The following is a 19,850-nucleotide window of genomic DNA, read 5'->3' as shown; positions in this document are numbered from 1 at the left end:
TTTTATACGATATGGCGTGTGAATGGATCGTCAGAAATACCTTGTTCGAGAATCAATTTGCACCACTCTTTGGCAGAAAAGAGGCTGTGATCTTTATAGTTTCCGCAAGATTCAATCGTCGTTCCTGGGACGTCCTCCCAGCTAGTCGCTTCAGCAATTTCCTCTAGGGAGGATTTAATGACTTGTGCAATGGTTTTTGGATTGTGCTGTCCCCACATAATCATATGGAAGCCAGTACGACACCCAAATGGGGAACAATCGATCATTCCATCAATGCGTTTACGGATCAACATAGCTAATAGATGCTCAATTGTATGTAAACCAGCAGTCGGGATAGAGTCTTCATTTGGTTGAACCAAGCGGATATCGTAGTTTGAGATGACATCTCCTTTTGGTCCAGTTTCCTCTCCGATTAGGCGGACGTAAGGGGCTTTTACAGCAGTGTGGTCTAGTTCAAAACTTTCCACAATAACTTCTTTCGTCATGTATCTTCCTCAATTCCTTTTTTCTTGATTATAGCACAATTGGCGCTGGAAGAAAACACAAGAGAAGAGAGTGGCAAGTAGCCGTTGAAATAGGATTCAGAAGCTTGTTTTTAGGGTGTTTTCCCGTTAGACTCAAGGGGGAGAGGCAATAGAATAATAGCAGAAATAGATTAGTTTTCGCTAGAAAATTTGTTTGTTAATTTTGTAAAAATATGATAAAATAATAAAGAATTTTTTAATTCAACTATTCATTAGATTAGGGGTAAAAACATGGAATTTGGAATTGCAATTGTTTTTGCCGCAATCATTGGTTTAGTCATTGGATATGTAGGGATCTCAGTCAAGATGAAATCATCGAAAGAGGCTGCAGAACTTACTCTTTTAAATGCTGAACAAGAAGCAACGAATTTACGTGGACAGGCAGAGCGCGAAGCTGATTTGATTTTGAAAGAAGCTAAGCACGAGTCTAGTTCACTTAAAAAAGAAGCACTTTTGGAGGCAAAGGAAGAAGCCAGAAAATATCGAGAAGAAGTCGATGCTGAGTTTAAATCAGAGCGTCAAGAATTAAAACAATTAGAAACCCGCTTAGCGGAACGTTCGAATAATCTTGATCGCAAAGATGACAATCTTACGAGCAAAGAGCAAGCTCTTGAACAAAAAGAGCAAAGTCTTTCAGATAGAACTAAACACATTGATGCGCGTGAAGAACAATTACATGAGCTAGAAAAGAAGAAAGAAGAAGAATTAGAAAAAATTGCTTCTCTGACTCAATCGGAAGCACGTGATATTATCTTAACGCAAACAGAAGAACGACTTTCCAAAGAGATTGCGACTCGAATTCGAGAAGCAGAAGTGGAAGTGAAAGAACGTTCAGATAAAGTTGCAAAAGATATCCTGGTTCAAGCCATGCAACGGATGGCCGGGGATTTTGTGGCAGAACAGACCAACTCAACGGTTCATTTACCAGATGATGGAATGAAGGGCCGGATTATTGGTCGCGAAGGTCGAAATATCCGAACCTTCGAAAGCTTGACAGGTGTGGATGTGATTATTGATGACACTCCAGAAGTAGTCACCCTGTCTGCATTTGATCCGATTCGTCGGGAAATCGCACGAATGACCATGGAAAGTCTCTTGAAAGATGGTCGCATCCATCCAGCTCGGATTGAAGAGTTAGTAGAGAAGAACCGTTTGGAAATTGACCAACGGATTCGTGAATATGGTGAAGCAGCAGCCTATGAAATTGGCGCACCAAATCTACATCCTGATTTGATGAAGATTATGGGACGCTTGCAATTCAGAACTTCTTATGGACAGAACGTCTTGCGTCACTCCATTGAGGTTGCTAAGTTATCTGGTATTATTGCTAGTGAGCTTGGTGAAAATGCTACCTTGGCTCGTCGAGCTGGTTTCCTTCATGATATTGGTAAAGCCATCGACCGTGAGGTAGAAGGCAGCCACGTAGAAATTGGTACTGAATTAGCTCGTAAATACAAAGAGCATCCAGTTGTTGTCAATACGATTGCTAGTCACCATGGTGATGTTGAACCAGAAAGTGTCATCGCAGTTATTGTTGCAGCAGCAGATGCCTTGAGTGCAGCGCGTCCAGGTGCCCGGAGCGAGTCTCTTGAAAGCTACATCAAACGCCTGCAAGATCTTGAAGAAATTGCAAATGGCTTTGAGGGAGTTAAGACCAGCTTTGCCTTGCAAGCAGGTCGTGAAATTCGAATTATGGTCAGCCCTGAAGAAGTCAAGGATGATAAGTTGACCATCTTGGCTCATGATATCCGTGAGAAGATTGAGTCCAACTTGGAGTACCCTGGTAACATCAAGGTAACCGTTATTCGTGAATTACGTGCCATTGATTATGCAAAATAGAGCTTGTTAAAAGCCATATATAAAAAGATAGTCAGCGAAGGTGGAACAACCTTAGTTGGCTATTTTTTGTGAGTCGTGTTAAAAATGGGATAGCACAGATGAGATGGTTCATTGGTAGAGAAGTGGTTAGGGCCTTGCCTCTAGGAAAAATCTATTGAAAAATCTTTCTATTTTTGTTACACTAGATAGAAAGACAGCGAAGGAGATAAAATGGCGGATCGAGGATTATTAATCGTTTTCTCAGGGCCCTCAGGTGTTGGGAAAGGAACGGTTAGACGTGAGATTTTTGAAAGCTCAGATAATCAATTTCAATACTCAGTATCGATGACAACGCGTGCACAACGTCCAGGCGAAGTGGACGGAGTAGATTATTTCTTCCGGACACGTGAAGAATTTGAGGAGTTGATTCGTCAAGGTCAAATGCTCGAATATGCTGAATATGTTGGCAATTACTATGGGACTCCCTTGACCTATGTGAACGAAACCCTCGACAAAGGGATCGATGTCTTCCTTGAAATTGAAGTTCAAGGGGCTTTGCAGGTCAAGAAAAAGGTACCAGATGCCGTCTTCATTTTCCTGACTCCTCCGGATTTGGATGAGTTGCAAGATCGTTTGGTTGGACGTGGCACAGACAGTGCTGAAGTCATTGCCCAGCGGATCGAAAAAGCAAAAGAAGAAATTGCCCTCATGCGTGAGTACGATTATGCCATTGTCAACGATCAAGTACCTTTGGCTGCGGAACGTGTCAAACGTGTGATTGAGGCAGAACATTTCCGTGTTGATCGGGTCATTGGTCACTACCAAGAAATGCTTCCCAAAGCCACTCAAGTGGTACGATAATTAGAATAGGAATTAGGTAAAAAGATTATGATGTTAAAACCATCTATTGACACATTGTTGGATAAAGTACCGTCAAAATACTCTTTGGTTATTCTTGAAGCCAAACGAGCTCATGAGTTAGAGAGTGGTGCAACTCCTACTCAAGAATTTCAATCAGTAAAATCTACCTTGCGTGCCTTGGAAGAGATTGAATCAGGAAATGTGGTGATTCACCCAGATCCAGAAGCTAAGCGTGAAGCGGTTCGTCGTCGAATCGAAGCAGAACGCTTGCGTAAAGAAGAAGAAGAGCGTAAAATTAAAGAACAAATCGCGAAAGAAAAAGAAGATGGTGAAAAAATTTAAGGTTGGGTTCGCTCAATCTTATTTTTTGCTATTTAGCGCTAGGACAGGAAGGAGGTGGAAGCATGCTAGCACAAGTCATTGTTGATGTTCCCTTGATGCAAACAGACAAGCCCTATAGTTACCAGGTACCAGAAGAGTTTTCTCCTTTCTTGGAAAAAGGAATGCGGGTCCATGTTCCCTTTGGGAAGGGCAATCGGCTCATTCAAGGGATTGTGGTTGGCCTTGAAGAGACCACTCTAGCAGTTAAAGACCAAGAATTGAAAAGTATTGTAGAGGTTTTAGACTATCAACCGGTTCTAGGAGAAGAGCAATTTTGGTTGGCAGATCAGTTGCGAAAGACGGTTTTTGCCTACAAGATCACCCTCTTGAAAGTCATGCTACCGAGTGTTTTGAATTCTTCCTATGACAAAATTCTCCATCCGACAGAACTGCTATCGCCAGAGGATCGAGAAGATATTTTTGGAACAGCGACTAGCTTGGCCTTTTCTTCTTTGGATATTGATGCTCAAGCACGAATGATGCGACTGACTCGTAAGGGAGAGTTGGAAGTAGAATACCAAGCAGTGGATCGTAAACATATCAAAACAGAAAAATGGTATCGAGTAAATCATCACCTACTTGAAAATTTGGAAATCGCCAAGAATGCCAAAAAGCGCTTGGCCTTGCGAGACTTTGTCCAAAGTCAAGAAGTGGATGCGCCTTTGAGTGATTTATTGGCGGAATTCTCTCGTCCAGTGGTGAACTATTTCATCGGCCAGGGTGCCTTGCTTATTTTTGAAAAAGAAGTCAATCGTGCAGCTGCTTACTTTAAAGACAAAGAGTCGACAGAGGCCTTGGTTTTAAATGCTGAACAAGAACGAGCCGTTCAAGCGGTAACTCGTCAAATCGGGCAGGAATCCAAACCCTTCTTGCTAGAAGGAGTGACAGGAAGTGGGAAGACGGAGGTTTATCTCCAAATCATCCAAGAGGTGCTAGAAAAGGGAAAAACAGCTATTATGTTGGTTCCCGAAATTTCCTTGACGCCTCAAGTGACGGATCGCTTCATTTCTCGCTTTGGGGATCGGGTGGCCATCCTTCATTCAGGTCTATCCAATGGTGAAAAATACGATGAGTGGAGACGTGTTGAACGTGGAGAAGCTCAAGTGGTCGTAGGAGCGCGGTCTGCCATCTTTGCTCCTCTGAAGAACCTAGGGGCTATCATTATCGATGAAGAACATGAGGCTACCTATAAACAAGATAGCAATCCTCGCTACCATGCGCGTGAAGTGGCCTTGCTACGAGCTCAGTACCATCAGGCTGTTTTGGTCTTGGGGTCGGCGACTCCTAGTCTAGAAACACGAGCTCGTGCAGGAAAAGGGGTCTATGAATTTCTTCAATTGACCCAACGGGCTAATCCGCTTGCCCGCATTCCAGAGGTGGAAGTGATCGATTTCAGGGACTATATTGGTCAGCAGGAATCTGGAACTTATACGCCCAAGTTGCTAGAAGCGATAGCAGAACGTCTGCAGCGAAAAGAGCAAGTCGTCCTTATGCTCAATCGCCGGGGTTATTCCAGTTTTGTGATGTGTCGGGAGTGTGGTCAGGTAGATACCTGTCCGAATTGTGATATCTCCTTGACCCTTCACATGGATACCAAGACGATGGATTGTCATTATTGTAATTACCATAAGGCTATCCCAACAGTCTGCCCTAATTGCCAAAGTCGATCGATTCGTTATTACGGGACGGGGACCCAGAAGGCCTACGAAGATCTACAAGAAATTTTCCCCGAGGCTCGTATTCTGCGGATGGACGTTGATACTACTCGGAAAAAAGGGAGTCACGAGGCCTTGTTGGATCAGTTTGGTCAAGGACAAGCGGATATTTTGCTAGGGACCCAGATGATTGCCAAGGGCTTGGATTTCCCCAATGTAACGCTAGTCGGTGTCCTAAATGCTGATACAGCTCTAAATTTGCCTGATTTTCGCTCGTCAGAGCGGACTTTCCAACTGTTAACCCAGGTGGCAGGGCGGGCTGGTCGTGCGGATAAAGAAGGACAGGTTCTGATCCAGACCTATAATCCTCATCATTACGCCATTGAATATGCGAAACGCCAAGATTATGAAGGGTTTTATGCCTATGAAATGAAGGTGCGCCACCAGTTAGGTTATCCACCTTATTATTACACGGTAGGTTTGACCCTTTCTCACAAACAAGAAGAGGTCGTGGTAAAAAAAGCTTATCAGGTGATGGATCTGTTGAAAGCAGGTCTATCGGACCAAGTCCAAATCTTGGGACCAACGCCAAAACCGATTGCGCGCACGCATAATTTATACCATTATCAAATCCTGTTGAAGTACCGGTTCGAAGACCAATTGCCACAGGTTTTAAATCAGATTTTGGACTATACTCAAGAGCGGGAAAATCAAGATCTTCGAGTCAGCATTGACAATGAACCGCAAAGTTTTATGTAGAAGGAGAAAAAATGACAAAAATACTATTTATGGGAACACCTGATTTCTCAGCTACAGTCTTAAAAGGCTTGATTTCTGATGAACGCTATGAAATTCTAGCCGTTGTGACCCAACCAGATCGGGCAGTTGGCCGGAAAAAAGAAATCCGAATGACGCCAGTAAAAGAAGCGGCTTTAGAAGCAGGCTTGCCAATCTATCAGCCGGAGAAACTATCTGGAAGCCCAGAACTAGAAGATTTATTGGCTTTGGGAGCAGACGGGATCGTCACAGCAGCCTTTGGACAGTTTTTGCCAAGTCGTTTGTTAGAGGCTATGAAGTTTTCTGTCAACGTGCACGCTTCTCTTCTTCCAAAATACCGTGGTGGAGCGCCTATTCATTATGCCATCATGAATGGGGATAAAGAAGCTGGTGTGACCATCATGGAAATGGTCAGAGAGATGGATGCTGGAGATATGATTTCTTCTCGCGCCATCCCTATTTTAGAGGAAGACAATGTGGGAACCCTATTTGAGAAATTGGCTCTTGTTGGCCGGGATCTTCTTTTAGAAACTCTGCCAGCTTACCTTGGGGGAGAGCTTAAGCCCCAACCGCAGGATCCCCAACAAGTCACCTTCTCTCCAAATATCAAGCCAGAAGAAGAACGCCTGGATTGGACACGGACCAACCGTGAACTCTTTAACCAAGTTCGAGGCATGTATCCTTGGCCAGTTGCCCATACCCTATGGAAGGGTGAACGCTTTAAGATTTACCAAGCAAAACCGTGTGAAGGTCAAGGAGAACCAGGGGAAATTTTAGCTCTCCATAAAAATGAAATCGTTGTTGCGACGGGTGAGGGAGCCTTGGCCTTGACCCTTGTTCAGCCAGCTGGTAAACCCAAAATGCCTGTCGGAGATTTCTTAAATGGTTTGGGGCGACAACTGCAAGTAGGTGATCAATTTGGTAAATAAGATGCAGACTGCACGAGGGGTGGCCCTATCTACCCTAGGAGAGATTTTCCAGGACGGTGCTTTTTCAAATATCTCCCTCAAAAAATCCTTGGGCAAGGCAACCTTGTCAGATGTGGATAAAAGTCTAGTAACCGAAATCGTCTATGGGACGGTTTCACGCAAACTAACCTTGGAATGGTATCTATCGCACTTTGTCGCTGATCGAGACCAGGTAGATCCCTGGATCTATCATCTTTTATTGATGAGCCTCTATCAGTTCGTCTATCTGGAGAAGATTCCTCCCCATGCTGTTGTCCATGAAGCAGTAGAGCTTGCCAAGCAACGGAAAAAGGGGAGCGAAAAATATGTCAATGCTCTCTTACGGAAAATGCTACGAGAGGAGCTTCCATCAATTGAGCAGATTAAACGAATCAACAAACGACTTTCAATCCGCTATTCTCTTCCGGTTTGGTTGGTGAAAAAGTTGATGGACGAGTATGGTGAACAGCGGGCCATTGCGATTTTTGAGAGTCTCTATGTTCGCAACAAGGCCAGTGTTCGTGTTGTCGATCTGGATAAAAAAGAAGACATCAAGGAGCAATTGCAGGCTTCGGATTCTTTATTGGCTTCAACTGCCCTCGTAAAGGAGAATGGCTATTTTGCGGGCTCTGATTACTTCAAACAAGGGAAATTAACCATTCAAGATGAGACCAGTCAATTGGTCGCTCCGGCTTTAGAGGTCCAACCATCAGACCAGGTCTTGGATGCCTGTGCAGCACCTGGGGGCAAGACCACCCATCTAGCTTCTTATCTAGTTGATGGGCAGGTTACAGCTTTGGACTTGTACGATCATAAGCTCCAATTAATTCAGGAAAATGCGGAACGTCTGGGAGTTGCAGATAAAATCCAGACAAAAAAACTGGATGCCAGCAAGGTGTTTGAAGCTTTTGGAGCGGATGCCTTCGATAAAATCTTGGTAGACGCCCCTTGTTCTGGGATTGGTTTGATCCGCCGTAAGCCAGATATCAAGTACAATAAAGACAATGCTGATTTTGCGTCTCTACAGGCAATTCAATTGGAAATATTGGATGGAGTTTGTCAAAGTGTGCGGAAAGATGGTATAATAGTCTATAGTACATGCACAATTATAGGAGAAGAGAATTTTGATGTGGTTGACCAGTTTTTAGAAACCCATCCAAATTTTGAACTCGTGCCATTAGATCATGAACGAAAAGATATTCTGAAAGATGGCTGTATTTTAATTACACCAGAATTGTATGGAAGCGACGGTTTCTTTATTAGTCGTTTTCGAAGAATATCGTAATCTCAGGAGGATACGGACAGTATGGAAATTTCTATCTTAACCGATGTGGGTCAAAGACGGACAAATAACCAAGACTATGCAAATCAATATAAAAATAAAGCGGGAAAATCCATGGTTTTTCTAGCTGACGGGATGGGGGGGCATCGTGCTGGTAATATTGCTAGCGAGATGGCTGTTACCGATCTCGGCGCTGCTTGGGTAGCGACCGAAATCAGCACCATTAACGAAGTCAGAGAGTGGTTTGCGGAGTATCTGGAAAAAGAAAACCAGCAGATCCATCGCATTGGTCAAGATGAAGAACATAAAGGAATGGGAACAACTCTCGAAGCTGTTGCCGTTATTGATGACCAAGTCTTATTTGCGCATGTAGGGGATTCCCGAATTGGACTCGTGCGTAATGGGGAATACCATCAATTGACCAGTGACCATTCTTTAGTAAACGCCTTGCTCAAGGCAGGACAGATTACGGAAGAAGAGGCAGCTCATCATCCCCAACGCAATATCATCACCCAATCCATTGGACAAAAAGATGAATTGCAGCCGGATTTTGGTATGGTTACGGTTGAAGCGGGAGATTTCATTGTTATCAATAGTGATGGATTAACCAATATGATCTCTGGCGATGAAATCCGTGATATCGTTGTCAGCGATTTATCGATTGAAGAAAAGGCAAAAACCTTGATTCGCTTTGCGAATAATGCTGGCGGTTTGGACAATATTACAGTTGTACTGATTCGCTTTGCTGAGGAGGATATGGCATGATTCAAATCGGCAAAATTTTTGCCGGACGATATAAGATAATCCGCCAAATCGGGCGTGGAGGAATGGCAGATGTCTACCTCGCTCGGGATTTAATCTTAGATGGTGAAGAAGTTGCAGTTAAAGTACTGAGGACCAATTACCAAACAGATCCAATTGCAGTTGCTCGCTTCCAACGAGAGGCCAAAGCAATGGCAGATTTGGATCATCCAAATATCGTTCGGATCACGGATATCGGTGAAGAAGATGGCCAACAATACTTGGCGATGGAATATGTCGCTGGTTTGGACTTGAAACGCTATATCAAAGAAAATGCTCCTCTCTCAAATGAAGAAGCTGTTCGCTTGATGGGGCAAATCCTTCTTGCTATGCGCTTGGCGCACACGCAAGGCATTATTCACCGTGATTTGAAACCTCAAAATGTCCTTTTAACATCGGACGGAAATGCCAAGGTTTCTGACTTTGGGATTGCAGTAGCCTTTGCAGAGACCAGTCTCACCCAGACCAACTCTATGTTGGGTTCGGTTCATTATTTATCACCAGAGCAAGCTAGAGGATCGAAGGCTTCTATTCAAAGTGATATCTATGCAATGGGGATCATTTTCTACGAAATGCTGACGGGTCATATCCCTTATGATGGGGATAGTGCAGTGACCATTGCGCTACAACATTTCCAAAAACCACTTCCGTCCATCATTGAAGAGAACAAAAATGTTCCGCAGGCTTTGGAAAATGTGGTGATTAAGGCCACAGCAAAGAAACTATCCGATCGCTATAAGTCGGTAGCTGAAATGTATGTCGACTTGTCAAGTTGTCTTTCTTATGAACGCCGTAATGAGAAAAAATTAGTCTTTGATGACGCTTCAAAAGCGGATACCAAGACCTTACCAAAGGTGAACGTGGTTCCAAAACCGGCTCCACTTCCAACATCGGAAGCTCGTCCTACAGTTCATGAGGACCGACCAGTGGTTTCAGAGGATCGAACAGCTCCAGTTTCTCCAAAAAATAAGGCACGTCGTCGTTTGCGGACGCGCTACAAGGTCTTGTTTGTAGCCCTAGCTTTGGTACTAGCTGCTTTTGCCTTTCTTCTTTATATGAGTCCAGCCAACAAAACAGTTCCGGATGTATCTGGAAAAACGGTAGCAGAAGCTCGGGCTATCATTGAAGATCAGGATCTTCAAGTAGGAGACGAAAAAGAAGAATACAGTGATTCGGTGCTGGAGGGCTATGTAATCCGTACCAATCCAAATGCAGGAGCTCAGAAAAAGGAAAACAGCAAGGTTGATTTGGTTGTCTCGAAAGGGCCAAGCACCTTTGACATGCCGGACTATACTGGTAGGTCTAGAGAAGATGCGGAAAACGATCTGAAAACCACCTATAAGCTTTCTAGCAAGCTGATTTCGATTGAAGAAGTCGAGACCAATGAAGTGGAGCCAGGAATCGTGCTTGAGCAATCTCCTGCTGGTGGTCAAAAATATGATTTGACTTCTAATACCAAGGTTGTTCTGAAAGTATCGAAGGAAAGTAATTCGATTGAGTTACCAAGTTATGTTGGTTCTAATTATGAATTTGCTGTCTCTAATCTCGTACAGATTTACGGGGTGAAGGAAGCAAATATTGAACGGAAGACCACATCGCATCTGCCGGACGGAGTAGAAGTCTTACCAGGTCATATTGTGAGTCAGACTCCAGAAGCTCAATCGAGCATCGATATTAAAAAGACTCGCATTGTCTTAACCGTATACGAACCGAAGACAGAATCATCAAGTAGCACGAAAGCTTCAAGTAGTTCATCAGAAAGTTCAACCTCTACAACAGTAGAATCCCATTCCAATACGGAACCTTCGGCTACTACTGAACCAGAATCTTAACATGATGACCTTATAAAACCAGACCCGATCGGTCTGGTTTTTTTAGTAAAGAGAGAGTTGGAATGAATCCTTCTAGAGGCGGAAGCGAATCCTTTAGAATTTTGATAAAATAGAATGGAGAGGTTCAATTATGTGGAAGATTCAATTGTTTGTGTTTGTTGAAGCTTTGTTACTCACCATGGCTGCAATCACTATTTTAGCGGGAAATATATCTCGTATCGTCCTAATCGTGGTTCTGTGCTTGCTTCTATTGTATTATTACATCGGAAAACAGCGGAGTAACTTTCTTTTAGTGGCATCCAGCATTCTGCTGTTTTTTATTGTCATGTTAAATCCTTATGTCATTGCTGCGCTTTTGTTTGCTGTTGTCTATGCCATGCTGGTGGCTTATCCCTATTTTTACCGTGAAAATGAAGAAGTGAAGATAGATTATGAGGAAGATGTAGAAATCCGACAAGAGAAAACGCCTTGGATTGGGGATCTGCATCATTTTTCAAAGGTAAACTGCCATTTTCGTGATTTAACGATTACTCGTTTAGTGGGGCGGGATACGATCCATTTAGACGAAGTGATTGTTGTGAATCATGACAATGTCATCATCATGAGAAAGATGTTTGGCAATACGAAAATTATTTTACCGGTGGATGTGGAGCTGAGCTTGCAGGTGAATACCTTGTATGGAGAATTGCGCCTCTTCTCTCAAAAACCTAGAAAATTGAGAAATGAGACAGTAAGCATGGAGACACCGAATTATCGAAGTTCCCATCGAACAGTGAAGCTTGTTATTGCGGGGATTGTAGGAGATGTGGAGGTCGTCAGAGGATGAAACGAACAGACTATCTTTTAATCTTCCTTTATACGGTCTTAATTCTAGCTGTTATTATCCATTCTATTTTTGGTCTTTTCGACTTTCAGTGGACTTATCTATTGGAAGATTTATCCAAACTGCGTGCTTTTCTGTTTATTGGTTTTGGCTTGACGGTTGCTCTGACTATTTTGATGATTTTATTGATTAAATTGATTCAATTTACAATCATGAACACCGTCCAAAAAAACCTGAGAAACTTGCTCGAAGGCAAGAAGCTAAAACTCGGAGAAAACAAAGAGATTAATGAAGAGTTTCAACGCTTGGATCGCAAGCTCAAACGCCTGACAGAAAATTTGCAACGAACAGAAAATCGGGTTATGCAAAATGAAGAAGAGATTGTGGAGAGAGAACGCAGGCGAATTGCCCGAGATCTCCATGATACAGTGAGCCAAGAATTATTTGCAGCTAATATGATTTTGTCCGGTGTAGCCAGTCAGGATCAAGTTCTTCAACTCCCTAAAGTTGGGCAACAGTTGAAGGGGGTCACAGAAATTCTAAACACCGCTCAAAATGATTTGCGGATTCTCTTATTACACTTGCGGCCGACAGAATTAGAAGGTCGAAACTTGGTAGAAGGTCTTCAGGTGATTTTTAGAGAACTACAAGAGAAGAGTAATTTAGAAGTTTATTTTGAACACGATGTTCAAAAGTTACCAAAAACTATTGAAGAGCATATTTTTCGAATTGTACAAGAAGTAGTGAGCAATACACTAAAACATGCCCATGCGAAGCGATTGGATGTTTATCTTTTGCAAACAGAACAATCTCTCCATCTGAAATTAGCAGATGATGGAGTGGGGTTTGATCCAGAATCTTTGGGTGAACTAAGTTACGGTATGAAGAATATTCAGGATCGAGTAGATGACATGGCAGGAAGGATTAAGATTTTGACCAGTCCCAAAAAGGGAGTGGCTATTGATATTAAAGTGCCGTTAGTAGAAGGAGAAGATGATGAAATTATTACTAGTAGATGATCATGAAATGGTCCGATTAGGCTTAAAAAGCTATTTAAGTATGCAAGATGGGATTGATCAAGTCCTAGAAGCCAGTGATGGTCAAGCAGGTGTAGAGTTAGCCTTACAAGAGCGACCAGATGTCATCATTATGGATATTGTCATGCCCCATATGACCGGGATTGAAGCGACACTCGCGATCCTAAAGGAGTGGCCAGATGCAAAAATATTGATCTTGACATCCTATTTGGACAATGAAAAAATCTATCCTGTCTTGGATGCGGGAGCCAAGGGCTATATGCTCAAAACCTCTAGTGCAGAGGAAATTTTACGGGCCATTCGCAAGGTGGAACAGGGAGAGTTAGCAATTGAGACAGAGGTCAGCCAAAAAGTAGAGTATCGGAAAAACCACGTGGAACTCCATGACGACCTGACCGCGCGTGAACGAGATATCTTAGCTTTGCTAACCAAAGGATATGAAAACCAACGAATTGCTGATGAGTTATTCATTTCATTAAAAACAGTCAAGACCCATGTGTCGAATATTTTGTCAAAATTAGAAGTGAGCGACCGTACTCAGGCAGTGGTCTATGCCTTCCAGCATCACTTGGTTTCTCAGGAAGATTTTTAGTCAAAAACATGCTATAATAGACAGCATACTGAATGGAGACCCACATGGATGCAAAAACACGCTACAAAGCAAAAAAGATTAAAATAGTATTTTTTGATATTGACGATACCTTACGAAATGTTGAGACCGGTTATGTTCCGGCTTCGGTCACCAGAGTATTCTCTCAATTACGAGAAAAAGGAATTTACACAGCTATTGCTAGTGGAAGAGGGATTTTTGGAGTGCCAGAAGAAATCAAGGCTCTCCAACCTGACTTTTACGTCACTCTGAATGGTTCCTACGTGATTGATCGTAAGGAGAATGTCATTTATGAAGAAAGGGTACCAAATCCACTTGTTCAAGACTTTATTGCTTGGGCCAAGCAAGTAGGAATTCATTATGGTTTGGTTGGGAGTCATCAAGCAGCTCTTTCAGCTCGGACAGAAGAGATGAGCCGGGCTATTGACCCCATTTATCCAAAGCTACCAGTAGATCCTGATTTTGCTGCTAAGCATCCCATTTATCAGATGTGGACTTTCGAGACTGGTAAAACAGTTGATGCTCTCCCAGAAGCTTTGGGGCAGGAATTGCGTTTGGTTCGTTGGCACCCAATCTCATCAGATGTTGTCTTGGATCAGCAATCCAAAGCTCACGGTGTCTCAAAAGTAGTCGAAAAATTGGGATTCAAACCAGAAAATGTCTTAACATTTGGGGATGGATTGAACGACTTAGAACTATTTGACTATGCTGGTTTAGCGATTGCCATGGGGAATGCCCAGGATGCATTAAAAGCAAAAGCAGATTATGTCACAAAAAATTTAGAAGAAGATGGCATCTTACATGCCTTAGAGGAGTTAAAAATGGTTGAAAAAGAATTGCACTTACCACAAACAAAAATGGATCAAGAAACAGGACCAATTGCGACGATTCATACCAACTATGGAGATCTGAAGATTCTTCTCTTTCCTGATCAAGCACCGAAAACAGTAGCAAACTTTATTGCGCTAGCGAAAGATGGCTACTATAATGGAGTGATTTTCCACCGCATCATTAAAGATTTCATGATTCAAGGTGGGGACCCAACTGGAACAGGTATGGGTGGAGAATCCATCTATGGAGAGTCTTTTGAAGATGAATTCTCAGAGGAGTTGTACAATATCCGTGGTGCGCTATCCATGGCCAATGCTGGTCCAAATACCAACGGTAGTCAATTCTTCATTGTTCAAAACCAACACCTTCCTTATTCTAAAAAGGAAATTGCTCGTGGTGGTTGGCCTGAAGCTATTGCAGAAATTTACGCAGAAGAAGGAGGGACTCCTCATTTGGACCGTCGTCACACAGTATTCGGTCAGTTGATGGATGAAGCTTCTTATCAAGTGTTGGATACAATTGCGACAGTTGAGACAGGTGCCATGGACAAACCTAAAGAAGATGTGGTCATGGAATCGATTGACATTGAGGGAGAAGCATGAGAATTGGGGATAAACTCAAGGGTGTTGTGACAGGCTTGCAACCTTATGGAGCCTTTGTTGAATTAGAGACAGGGGTAACCGGTTTGATCCATATTTCTGAAATCCGCAGTGGATATATCGACAACATTCATGATATCTTAAAAATTGGGGATCAAGTTTGTACCCAGGTTATCGATATTGATGAATACTCTGGGAAGGCTAGCTTGTCTCTTCGTACTTTAGAAGCTGGGAACAGAAAGCAATTTCGCCATCATCGTTTTTCTAATGATCGCCATAAGATTGGTTTTACTCCTTTAGCCAAGCAATTACCTATTTGGATTAAAGAAAGTAAAGAATTTTTGAGTGACACTAGTCAAGGAAAATAAGAAAGAGGCTACATCGTAGCCTCTTTCTTATTCTTTGTCAAAATCGTAAAGGGTAGTTGAAAGGTAACGTTCTCCATTATCCGGTGCCAAAGCCAAGACTTTTTTACCAGCTCCAAGCTCTTTAGCGACTTCAATTGCTGCATAGATAGCGGCGGCAGATGAAATTCCAACTAAGAATCCTTCTTTTCCACCAATGTAGCGACCTAATTCTAAAGCTTGTTCAGAAGTGACGCGGATTACGCCATCATAAGAATTGGTATCCAGCGTTTCTGGAATGAAACCTGCTGACAATCCTTGGATTTTGTGTGGTCCAGGTTTTTCACCAGAAAGAATCGCTGATTCATCTGCTTCAACTGCATAGACTTGGACAGCTGGGTTGACTTTTTTCAAGGCATGAGAAACACCTGAAATAGTTCCACCAGTTCCAACACCACTGACGTAAGCATCCAATCCATTTGGTCCAAAAGCTTCTAAAATTTCTTGTCCTGTTGTTGCTTCATGGACTTCTGGGTTGGCGCTATTGTTAAATTGGAGGGGAAGGAAACCGTTTCGTTCTGCAGCGATTTCTTCTGCTTTAGCGATAGCTCCTTTCATTCCTTCACTACCTGGAGTTAAAACAAGTTCTGCTCCATAAGCTTGAATGATTTTTCGACGTTCAACACTCATGGTTTCAGGCATGACGATGACGACTTTATACCCTTTGGCAGCCCCGACCCATGACAAACCAATTCCTGTATTTCCACTGGTTGCTTCAACAATAGTAGAACCGGGTTGAAGAAGTCCATCTCGTTCTGCTTTTTCAATCATGCTAAGAGCAATCCGGTCTTTGACAGATGAACCAGGGTTGAAGGCTTCTAATTTAACATAGACATCAGCAGCCCCTTCAGGTACTAGGTGATTCAATTTTACAATAGGTGTTTTTCCGATTAATTCTGTAATATTTTGATAGATTGGCATACGATATACACTCCTTTGTTAGTGTATCCAGTATACCGCCAGTAAGAAGATTTGTAAAATATAAAAAAGCTATCGATGCGATAGCCTTTTTTTATAACGGGATAGGAACTTCCACTTCCTTTAATCCCTGATCACTAATCTCAATTTTTCCATGGTAAAAATCAATCAGGTCAGCAATCACATCTTCTTTTTGCTCTTTATCTACATAGATCAGACTAAAGACAGCATCGGTGAAGTCTGTATGGAATTCTGTTAATTGGTGAGCGGATAAAAAGTTCGCAAACTCTTGGTATTGGGGATAAGTCAAGCTAATCCCTAGACCGACCTGCTCCTTGATCTCGACGAGACCGATTTCTTTTACAGCTTGTGCGACACTGCCCGCATAAGCGCGAATGAGTCCACCGGCTCCTAGCTTGATGCCTCCAAAATAACGAGTGACGACACAGCAGACATTGGTCAGTTCATGATTCTCTAAAACACCCAGCATGGGTACGCCAGCAGTCCCACTCGGTTCGCCATCGTCACTGGTTCGTTTAATTTCAAACTGCTCTCCAATGACAAAAGCAGAGCAATTATGAGTTGCTTTGTAATGTTCCTTCTTGATAGCGGCTATAAAGTCGCGAGCTTCCTCTTCAGTATAAACTCGTTTAACATGGCAAAGAAAGCGGGATTTTTTAATTTCTTCTTGGACGAGACCGTCCTCTTTAAAAGTCTTGTATTCCATACATTTATTTTACAAAAAAACTCTTAAAACTGCGAGCTTTTACGAATATATAAGTATGAAACTTGAAGATTGTTATGGACGCTTGTTCACCCAAGACCAATTGGAGGTGGAACTGCTTGGAGAAGCCCAGGAACTGCCAGCTATGGTAGAGGAAAAGACGGGCTTGTTTTGTAATCGGTGTGGGACCAAGATTGATAAGGCTAGATGGAAACTACAGATAGGAAGCTACTATTGTAGAGCTTGCATTCAATTAGGAAGAGTTAGGAGCGATCAAAAACTCTATTACTTTCCCCAGCAAGCCTTTCCGCAAGAAGAAGTCCTAAGATGGCAGGGCACCTTAACTTCCTTTCAAAGTCGGGTCTCTCAGGAGTTGGTTCAATCCTTAACAGAAAGCCAGCCAATGATGGTACACGCAGTAACAGGAGCAGGTAAAACGGAAATGATGTACCAAGTGGTAGCGGAAACAATTAAAAAAGGGACTTGTGTTTGCATTGCTACCCCAAGGATTGACGTGTGTATTGAATTGTATAAACGAATGACCAAGGATTTTTCCTGTCCCATCTCCTTGTTGCATGGTGATTCAGAACCTTATTTTCGAACGCCTCTTGTCATATCCACCACCCACCAACTACTAAAATTTTACCAGGCTTTCGATCTCCTCATTATCGATGAAGTTGATGCCTTTCCTTTTGTTGATAACCCCGTTCTTTATCATGCCGTTTCAAATGCCAAAACTAAGAATGGGAAGCTCATCTATTTGACAGCTACCTCTACAAAAGAGTTAGATAAAAAAGTCAAAAAACAGGAGATTAAACGCGTTAGCCTACCTAGACGCTTTCACGGAAATCCTTTAGTGATTCCTAGAAAAGTATGGCTAAAAGATCTACGAAAGAAAGTAGAAAAGAAACAAGTGCCTGGGAAGTTACTCAAGCTAATAAAAGACCAACGTAAAAACTCCTTCCCCCTGATCCTATTTGTATCAGAAATCGAATTAGGAGAAAAAATCCTCAGTCTATTAAGAAGGGCCTTCAAGGATGAAATCATCGAACTGGTGACCTCTAAAACAGAAAATAGGCTGGAACTGGTAGAAAAATTTCGCAACCAAGAAATTACCATCCTTGTTTCAACGACAATCCTGGAACGAGGAGTCACCTTCCCGAAAGTCGATGTGTTTGTAATTGAGGCCAATCATCGGCTGTTCACTAAGAGCGCCCTGGTCCAAATTGCTGGTCGTGTGGGAAGAAGTATGGAAAGACCCACAGGCGAATTGCTTTTCCTAGCAGAAGGAACCAGCAAAGAAATGACACAAGCCATTAAAGAAATAAAAGAAATGAATCGGGAGGCAGGGTTTTGAGTGATTGTTTGCTATGTGATGAAGAGCTGACTAACCAGCAATCCTTAAGAGGTCTCATCCTGATGAAAAAAGAGAATCTCACTATGTGTGAGAACTGTAAAAACAAGTTTGAACCAGTTAGTGAAGCTAGTTGCAAGACTTGTTGTAAAAAAAGTTCAGAGACTTCTTGTGAAGATTGCAAAGAGTGGGAACGAAAAGGAAAGAAGGTAAACCATAGAGCGCTTTACTATTATAATGAAGAGATGAAGGAATATTTTCAAAGGTACAAATTTCAAGGTGACCAATTGTTAGCTTGTCTCTTTGCTGAAGAAATGAAGGCAGAGCTAAAAAACTATAAAGGCTATACCATAGTTCCCATACCTTTAAGCGATGAGAGAAAAGAGAAGAGAGGCTTTAATCAAGTAACAGCCATATTAGAATATGCAGGGATTCACTATCAAGACCTATTGAGAAAAAAGGATACAAAGGCCCAATCACAAAAAAATAAAAAGGAAAGATTGAAAGCAGAACAAGCCTTTGAACGAATAGAGCCAGAAAATCAAAGCTGGCCTGAGAATATAGTGATAGTGGATGATATCTATACAACAGGAGCAACCATCGAAAGAGCCAAAGAAATGTTAATTGTAAATGGGGTGAAAGAAATAAGATCTTTTTCATTAGCAAGATAGAATAATCAAAAATATATTTGCAAAAACAAAATGAAAGCGTTATAATATAGATATAAAAAGAAAAACGTTTAGAAAGAAGGTACTTATATGATTAAATATAGTATCCGTGGTGAAAACCTAGAAGTAACAGAAGCCATTCACGACTACGTCGTTTCTAAACTCGAAAAAATTGAAAAATATTTTCAAGCAGAGCAAGAATTGGATGCCCGCGTAAACCTAAAAGTTTATCGTGAAAAAACTGCAAAAGTTGAGGTCACGATTCCACTTGGTTCCATTACACTTCGTGCAGAAGATGTTTCTCAAGATATGTATGGATCAATCGACTTGGTAGTTGATAAGATTGAACGTCAAATTCGAAAGAATAAAACAAAAATTGAAAAGAAAAATCGTAGCAAATCTGCAACCAGCAAAATCTTTACAGACGCTCTGGTTGAGGAAAGCGTTGCTCTTGAAAAAGTTGTCCGCACAAAAACGATTGACATTGAACCAATGGAACTAGATGAAGCCATTCTACAAATGGAACTATTGGGACATGATTTCTTCATCTACAAAGATGTGGAAGATAATACAACAAATGTTATTTATCGTCGCGAAGATGGAGATGTAGGACTTCTTGAAGTCAAAGAAAAATAAGCTAATACACTAAGAAAGCTCCTATAGAACATACAGGAGCTTTCCTATGTTAAAGGAAGATAAAGTTTCTAAATAAAAAAACAACAAAAAATTTAAAAAAATAGAAAAAAGATATTGACAAGGACATATGGACGTGATATACTAATATAGTTGTCGCGCNAGAGCGACAAAGACCTTTGAAAACTGAACAAGACGAACCAATGTGCAGGGCACTATAACTAAGGTTATAGTACTGAACAATGAAAAAAACAATAAATCTGTCAGTGACAGAATGAGTTTAAGACAAACAATTATTTTAATGAGAGTTTGATCCTGGCTCAGGATGAACGCTGGCGGCGTGCCTAATACATGCAAGTAGAACGCTGAAG

Annotated in this window: 19 protein-coding genes and 1 rRNA gene; 17 read left to right on the top strand and 3 right to left on the bottom strand. The window is 42.0% G+C overall.

Annotated elements, in window-relative coordinates; translation table 11 throughout:
• Positions 1-2: 2 nt before the first annotated feature.
• Positions 3-485, bottom strand: coding sequence for an S-ribosylhomocysteine lyase (locus ADH49_RS09265; protein ID WP_048691946.1), 483 nt, complete (start codon positions 483-485; stop codon positions 3-5).
• Between the two features lie 270 nt (positions 486-755).
• Between ADH49_RS09265 and ADH49_RS09260 the strand changes: the two genes are divergently transcribed.
• The 13 genes from ADH49_RS09260 to ADH49_RS09200 all read left to right on the top strand — a co-directional run bounded on the left by ADH49_RS09260 (position 756) and on the right by ADH49_RS09200 (position 15,146).
• Positions 756-2,363 carry a ribonuclease Y gene (locus ADH49_RS09260; RefSeq protein ID WP_048691943.1) on the top strand — a complete coding sequence of 536 codons (1,608 nt, stop codon included), beginning with the start codon at positions 756-758 and terminating at the stop codon, positions 2,361-2,363.
• Between the two features lie 210 nt (positions 2,364-2,573).
• Positions 2,574-3,203 carry a guanylate kinase gene (gmk, locus tag ADH49_RS09255; protein ID WP_006596846.1) on the top strand — a complete coding sequence of 210 codons (630 nt, stop codon included), beginning with the start codon at positions 2,574-2,576 and terminating at the stop codon, positions 3,201-3,203.
• Between the two features lie 27 nt (positions 3,204-3,230).
• Entirely contained in the window at positions 3,231-3,545 is a 315-nt protein-coding gene (gene rpoZ / locus ADH49_RS09250; RefSeq protein WP_006596845.1) for a DNA-directed RNA polymerase subunit omega, read from the top strand.
• Between the two features lie 62 nt (positions 3,546-3,607).
• Positions 3,608-5,998: a primosomal protein N' gene (locus tag ADH49_RS09245; RefSeq protein WP_048691940.1), complete on the top strand. Its 2,391-nt coding sequence runs from the start codon at positions 3,608-3,610 to the stop codon at positions 5,996-5,998.
• A gap of 11 nt (positions 5,999-6,009) precedes the next feature.
• Complete coding sequence (gene fmt / locus ADH49_RS09240; RefSeq protein WP_048691937.1) at positions 6,010-6,945, top strand: methionyl-tRNA formyltransferase; 936 nt, start codon at positions 6,010-6,012, stop codon at positions 6,943-6,945.
• Entirely contained in the window at positions 6,935-8,248 is a 1,314-nt protein-coding gene (gene rsmB, locus ADH49_RS09235; protein WP_048691934.1) for a 16S rRNA (cytosine(967)-C(5))-methyltransferase RsmB, read from the top strand. Before fmt ends, rsmB begins: the two co-directional genes overlap by 11 nt.
• Before the next feature lie 21 nt (positions 8,249-8,269).
• Positions 8,270-9,010, top strand: coding sequence for a Stp1/IreP family PP2C-type Ser/Thr phosphatase (locus ADH49_RS09230; protein ID WP_048691932.1), 741 nt, complete (start codon positions 8,270-8,272; stop codon positions 9,008-9,010).
• Entirely contained in the window at positions 9,007-10,878 is a 1,872-nt protein-coding gene (pknB, locus tag ADH49_RS09225; protein WP_048691928.1) for a Stk1 family PASTA domain-containing Ser/Thr kinase, read from the top strand. Before ADH49_RS09230 ends, pknB begins: the two co-directional genes overlap by 4 nt.
• Before the next feature lie 130 nt (positions 10,879-11,008).
• A complete protein-coding gene (gene liaF, locus ADH49_RS09220; protein ID WP_048691924.1) occupies positions 11,009-11,704 on the top strand; it encodes a cell wall-active antibiotics response protein LiaF in 696 nt (231 codons plus the stop codon).
• Complete coding sequence (locus ADH49_RS09215) at positions 11,701-12,720, top strand: sensor histidine kinase (RefSeq protein WP_048691922.1); 1,020 nt, start codon at positions 11,701-11,703, stop codon at positions 12,718-12,720. The genes liaF and ADH49_RS09215 overlap by 4 nt, the downstream gene beginning before the upstream one ends.
• Entirely contained in the window at positions 12,698-13,330 is a 633-nt protein-coding gene (locus ADH49_RS09210) for a response regulator transcription factor (RefSeq protein WP_048691919.1), read from the top strand. The genes ADH49_RS09215 and ADH49_RS09210 overlap by 23 nt, the downstream gene beginning before the upstream one ends.
• Positions 13,331-13,374: 44 nt before the next feature.
• Positions 13,375-14,781, top strand: a complete 1,407-nt coding sequence (locus ADH49_RS09205; RefSeq protein ID WP_048691916.1) for a bifunctional Cof-type HAD-IIB family hydrolase/peptidylprolyl isomerase — start codon at positions 13,375-13,377, stop codon at positions 14,779-14,781.
• On the top strand, positions 14,778-15,146 hold the full coding sequence (locus tag ADH49_RS09200; RefSeq protein WP_048691913.1) for a S1 RNA-binding domain-containing protein: 369 nt from the start codon (positions 14,778-14,780) through the stop codon (positions 15,144-15,146). The genes ADH49_RS09205 and ADH49_RS09200 overlap by 4 nt, the downstream gene beginning before the upstream one ends.
• 27 nt (positions 15,147-15,173) lie before the next feature.
• Here the strand turns inward: ADH49_RS09200 and cysK are convergent, their stop codons facing one another.
• Together cysK and ADH49_RS09190 are read right to left on the bottom strand one after the other, a co-directional pair.
• Positions 15,174-16,103, bottom strand: a complete 930-nt coding sequence (gene cysK, locus ADH49_RS09195; protein ID WP_048691910.1) for a cysteine synthase A — start codon at positions 16,101-16,103, stop codon at positions 15,174-15,176.
• A gap of 91 nt (positions 16,104-16,194) precedes the next feature.
• Positions 16,195-16,827, bottom strand: coding sequence for a YigZ family protein (locus ADH49_RS09190; protein WP_048691906.1), 633 nt, complete (start codon positions 16,825-16,827; stop codon positions 16,195-16,197).
• Between the two features lie 55 nt (positions 16,828-16,882).
• Between ADH49_RS09190 and ADH49_RS09185 the strand changes: the two genes are divergently transcribed.
• From ADH49_RS09185 to ADH49_RS09170, 4 genes are all read left to right on the top strand, one after another.
• A complete protein-coding gene (locus ADH49_RS09185) occupies positions 16,883-18,181 on the top strand; it encodes a DEAD/DEAH box helicase (protein WP_048691901.1) in 1,299 nt (432 codons plus the stop codon).
• Positions 18,178-18,849, top strand: a complete 672-nt coding sequence (locus ADH49_RS09180; protein WP_048691897.1) for a ComF family protein — start codon at positions 18,178-18,180, stop codon at positions 18,847-18,849. The genes ADH49_RS09185 and ADH49_RS09180 overlap by 4 nt, the downstream gene beginning before the upstream one ends.
• Positions 18,850-18,936: 87 nt before the next feature.
• The gene (gene hpf, locus ADH49_RS09175; RefSeq protein ID WP_006596830.1) at positions 18,937-19,482 is read left to right on the top strand and encodes a ribosome hibernation-promoting factor, HPF/YfiA family; all 546 of its coding nucleotides are present in this window, start codon (positions 18,937-18,939) and stop codon (positions 19,480-19,482) included.
• A gap of 294 nt (positions 19,483-19,776) precedes the next feature.
• Positions 19,777-19,850, top strand: a 16S ribosomal RNA gene (locus ADH49_RS09170); the annotation flags it as partial.

It is taken from the genome of Streptococcus sp. 400_SSPC, assembly GCF_001072745.1.
Classification (GTDB): Bacteria; Bacillota; Bacilli; order Lactobacillales; family Streptococcaceae; genus Streptococcus; species Streptococcus xiaochunlingii.
The sequence above is the reverse complement of the archived record's forward strand: the minus strand, read 5'-3'. Positions and strand labels throughout refer to the sequence as shown.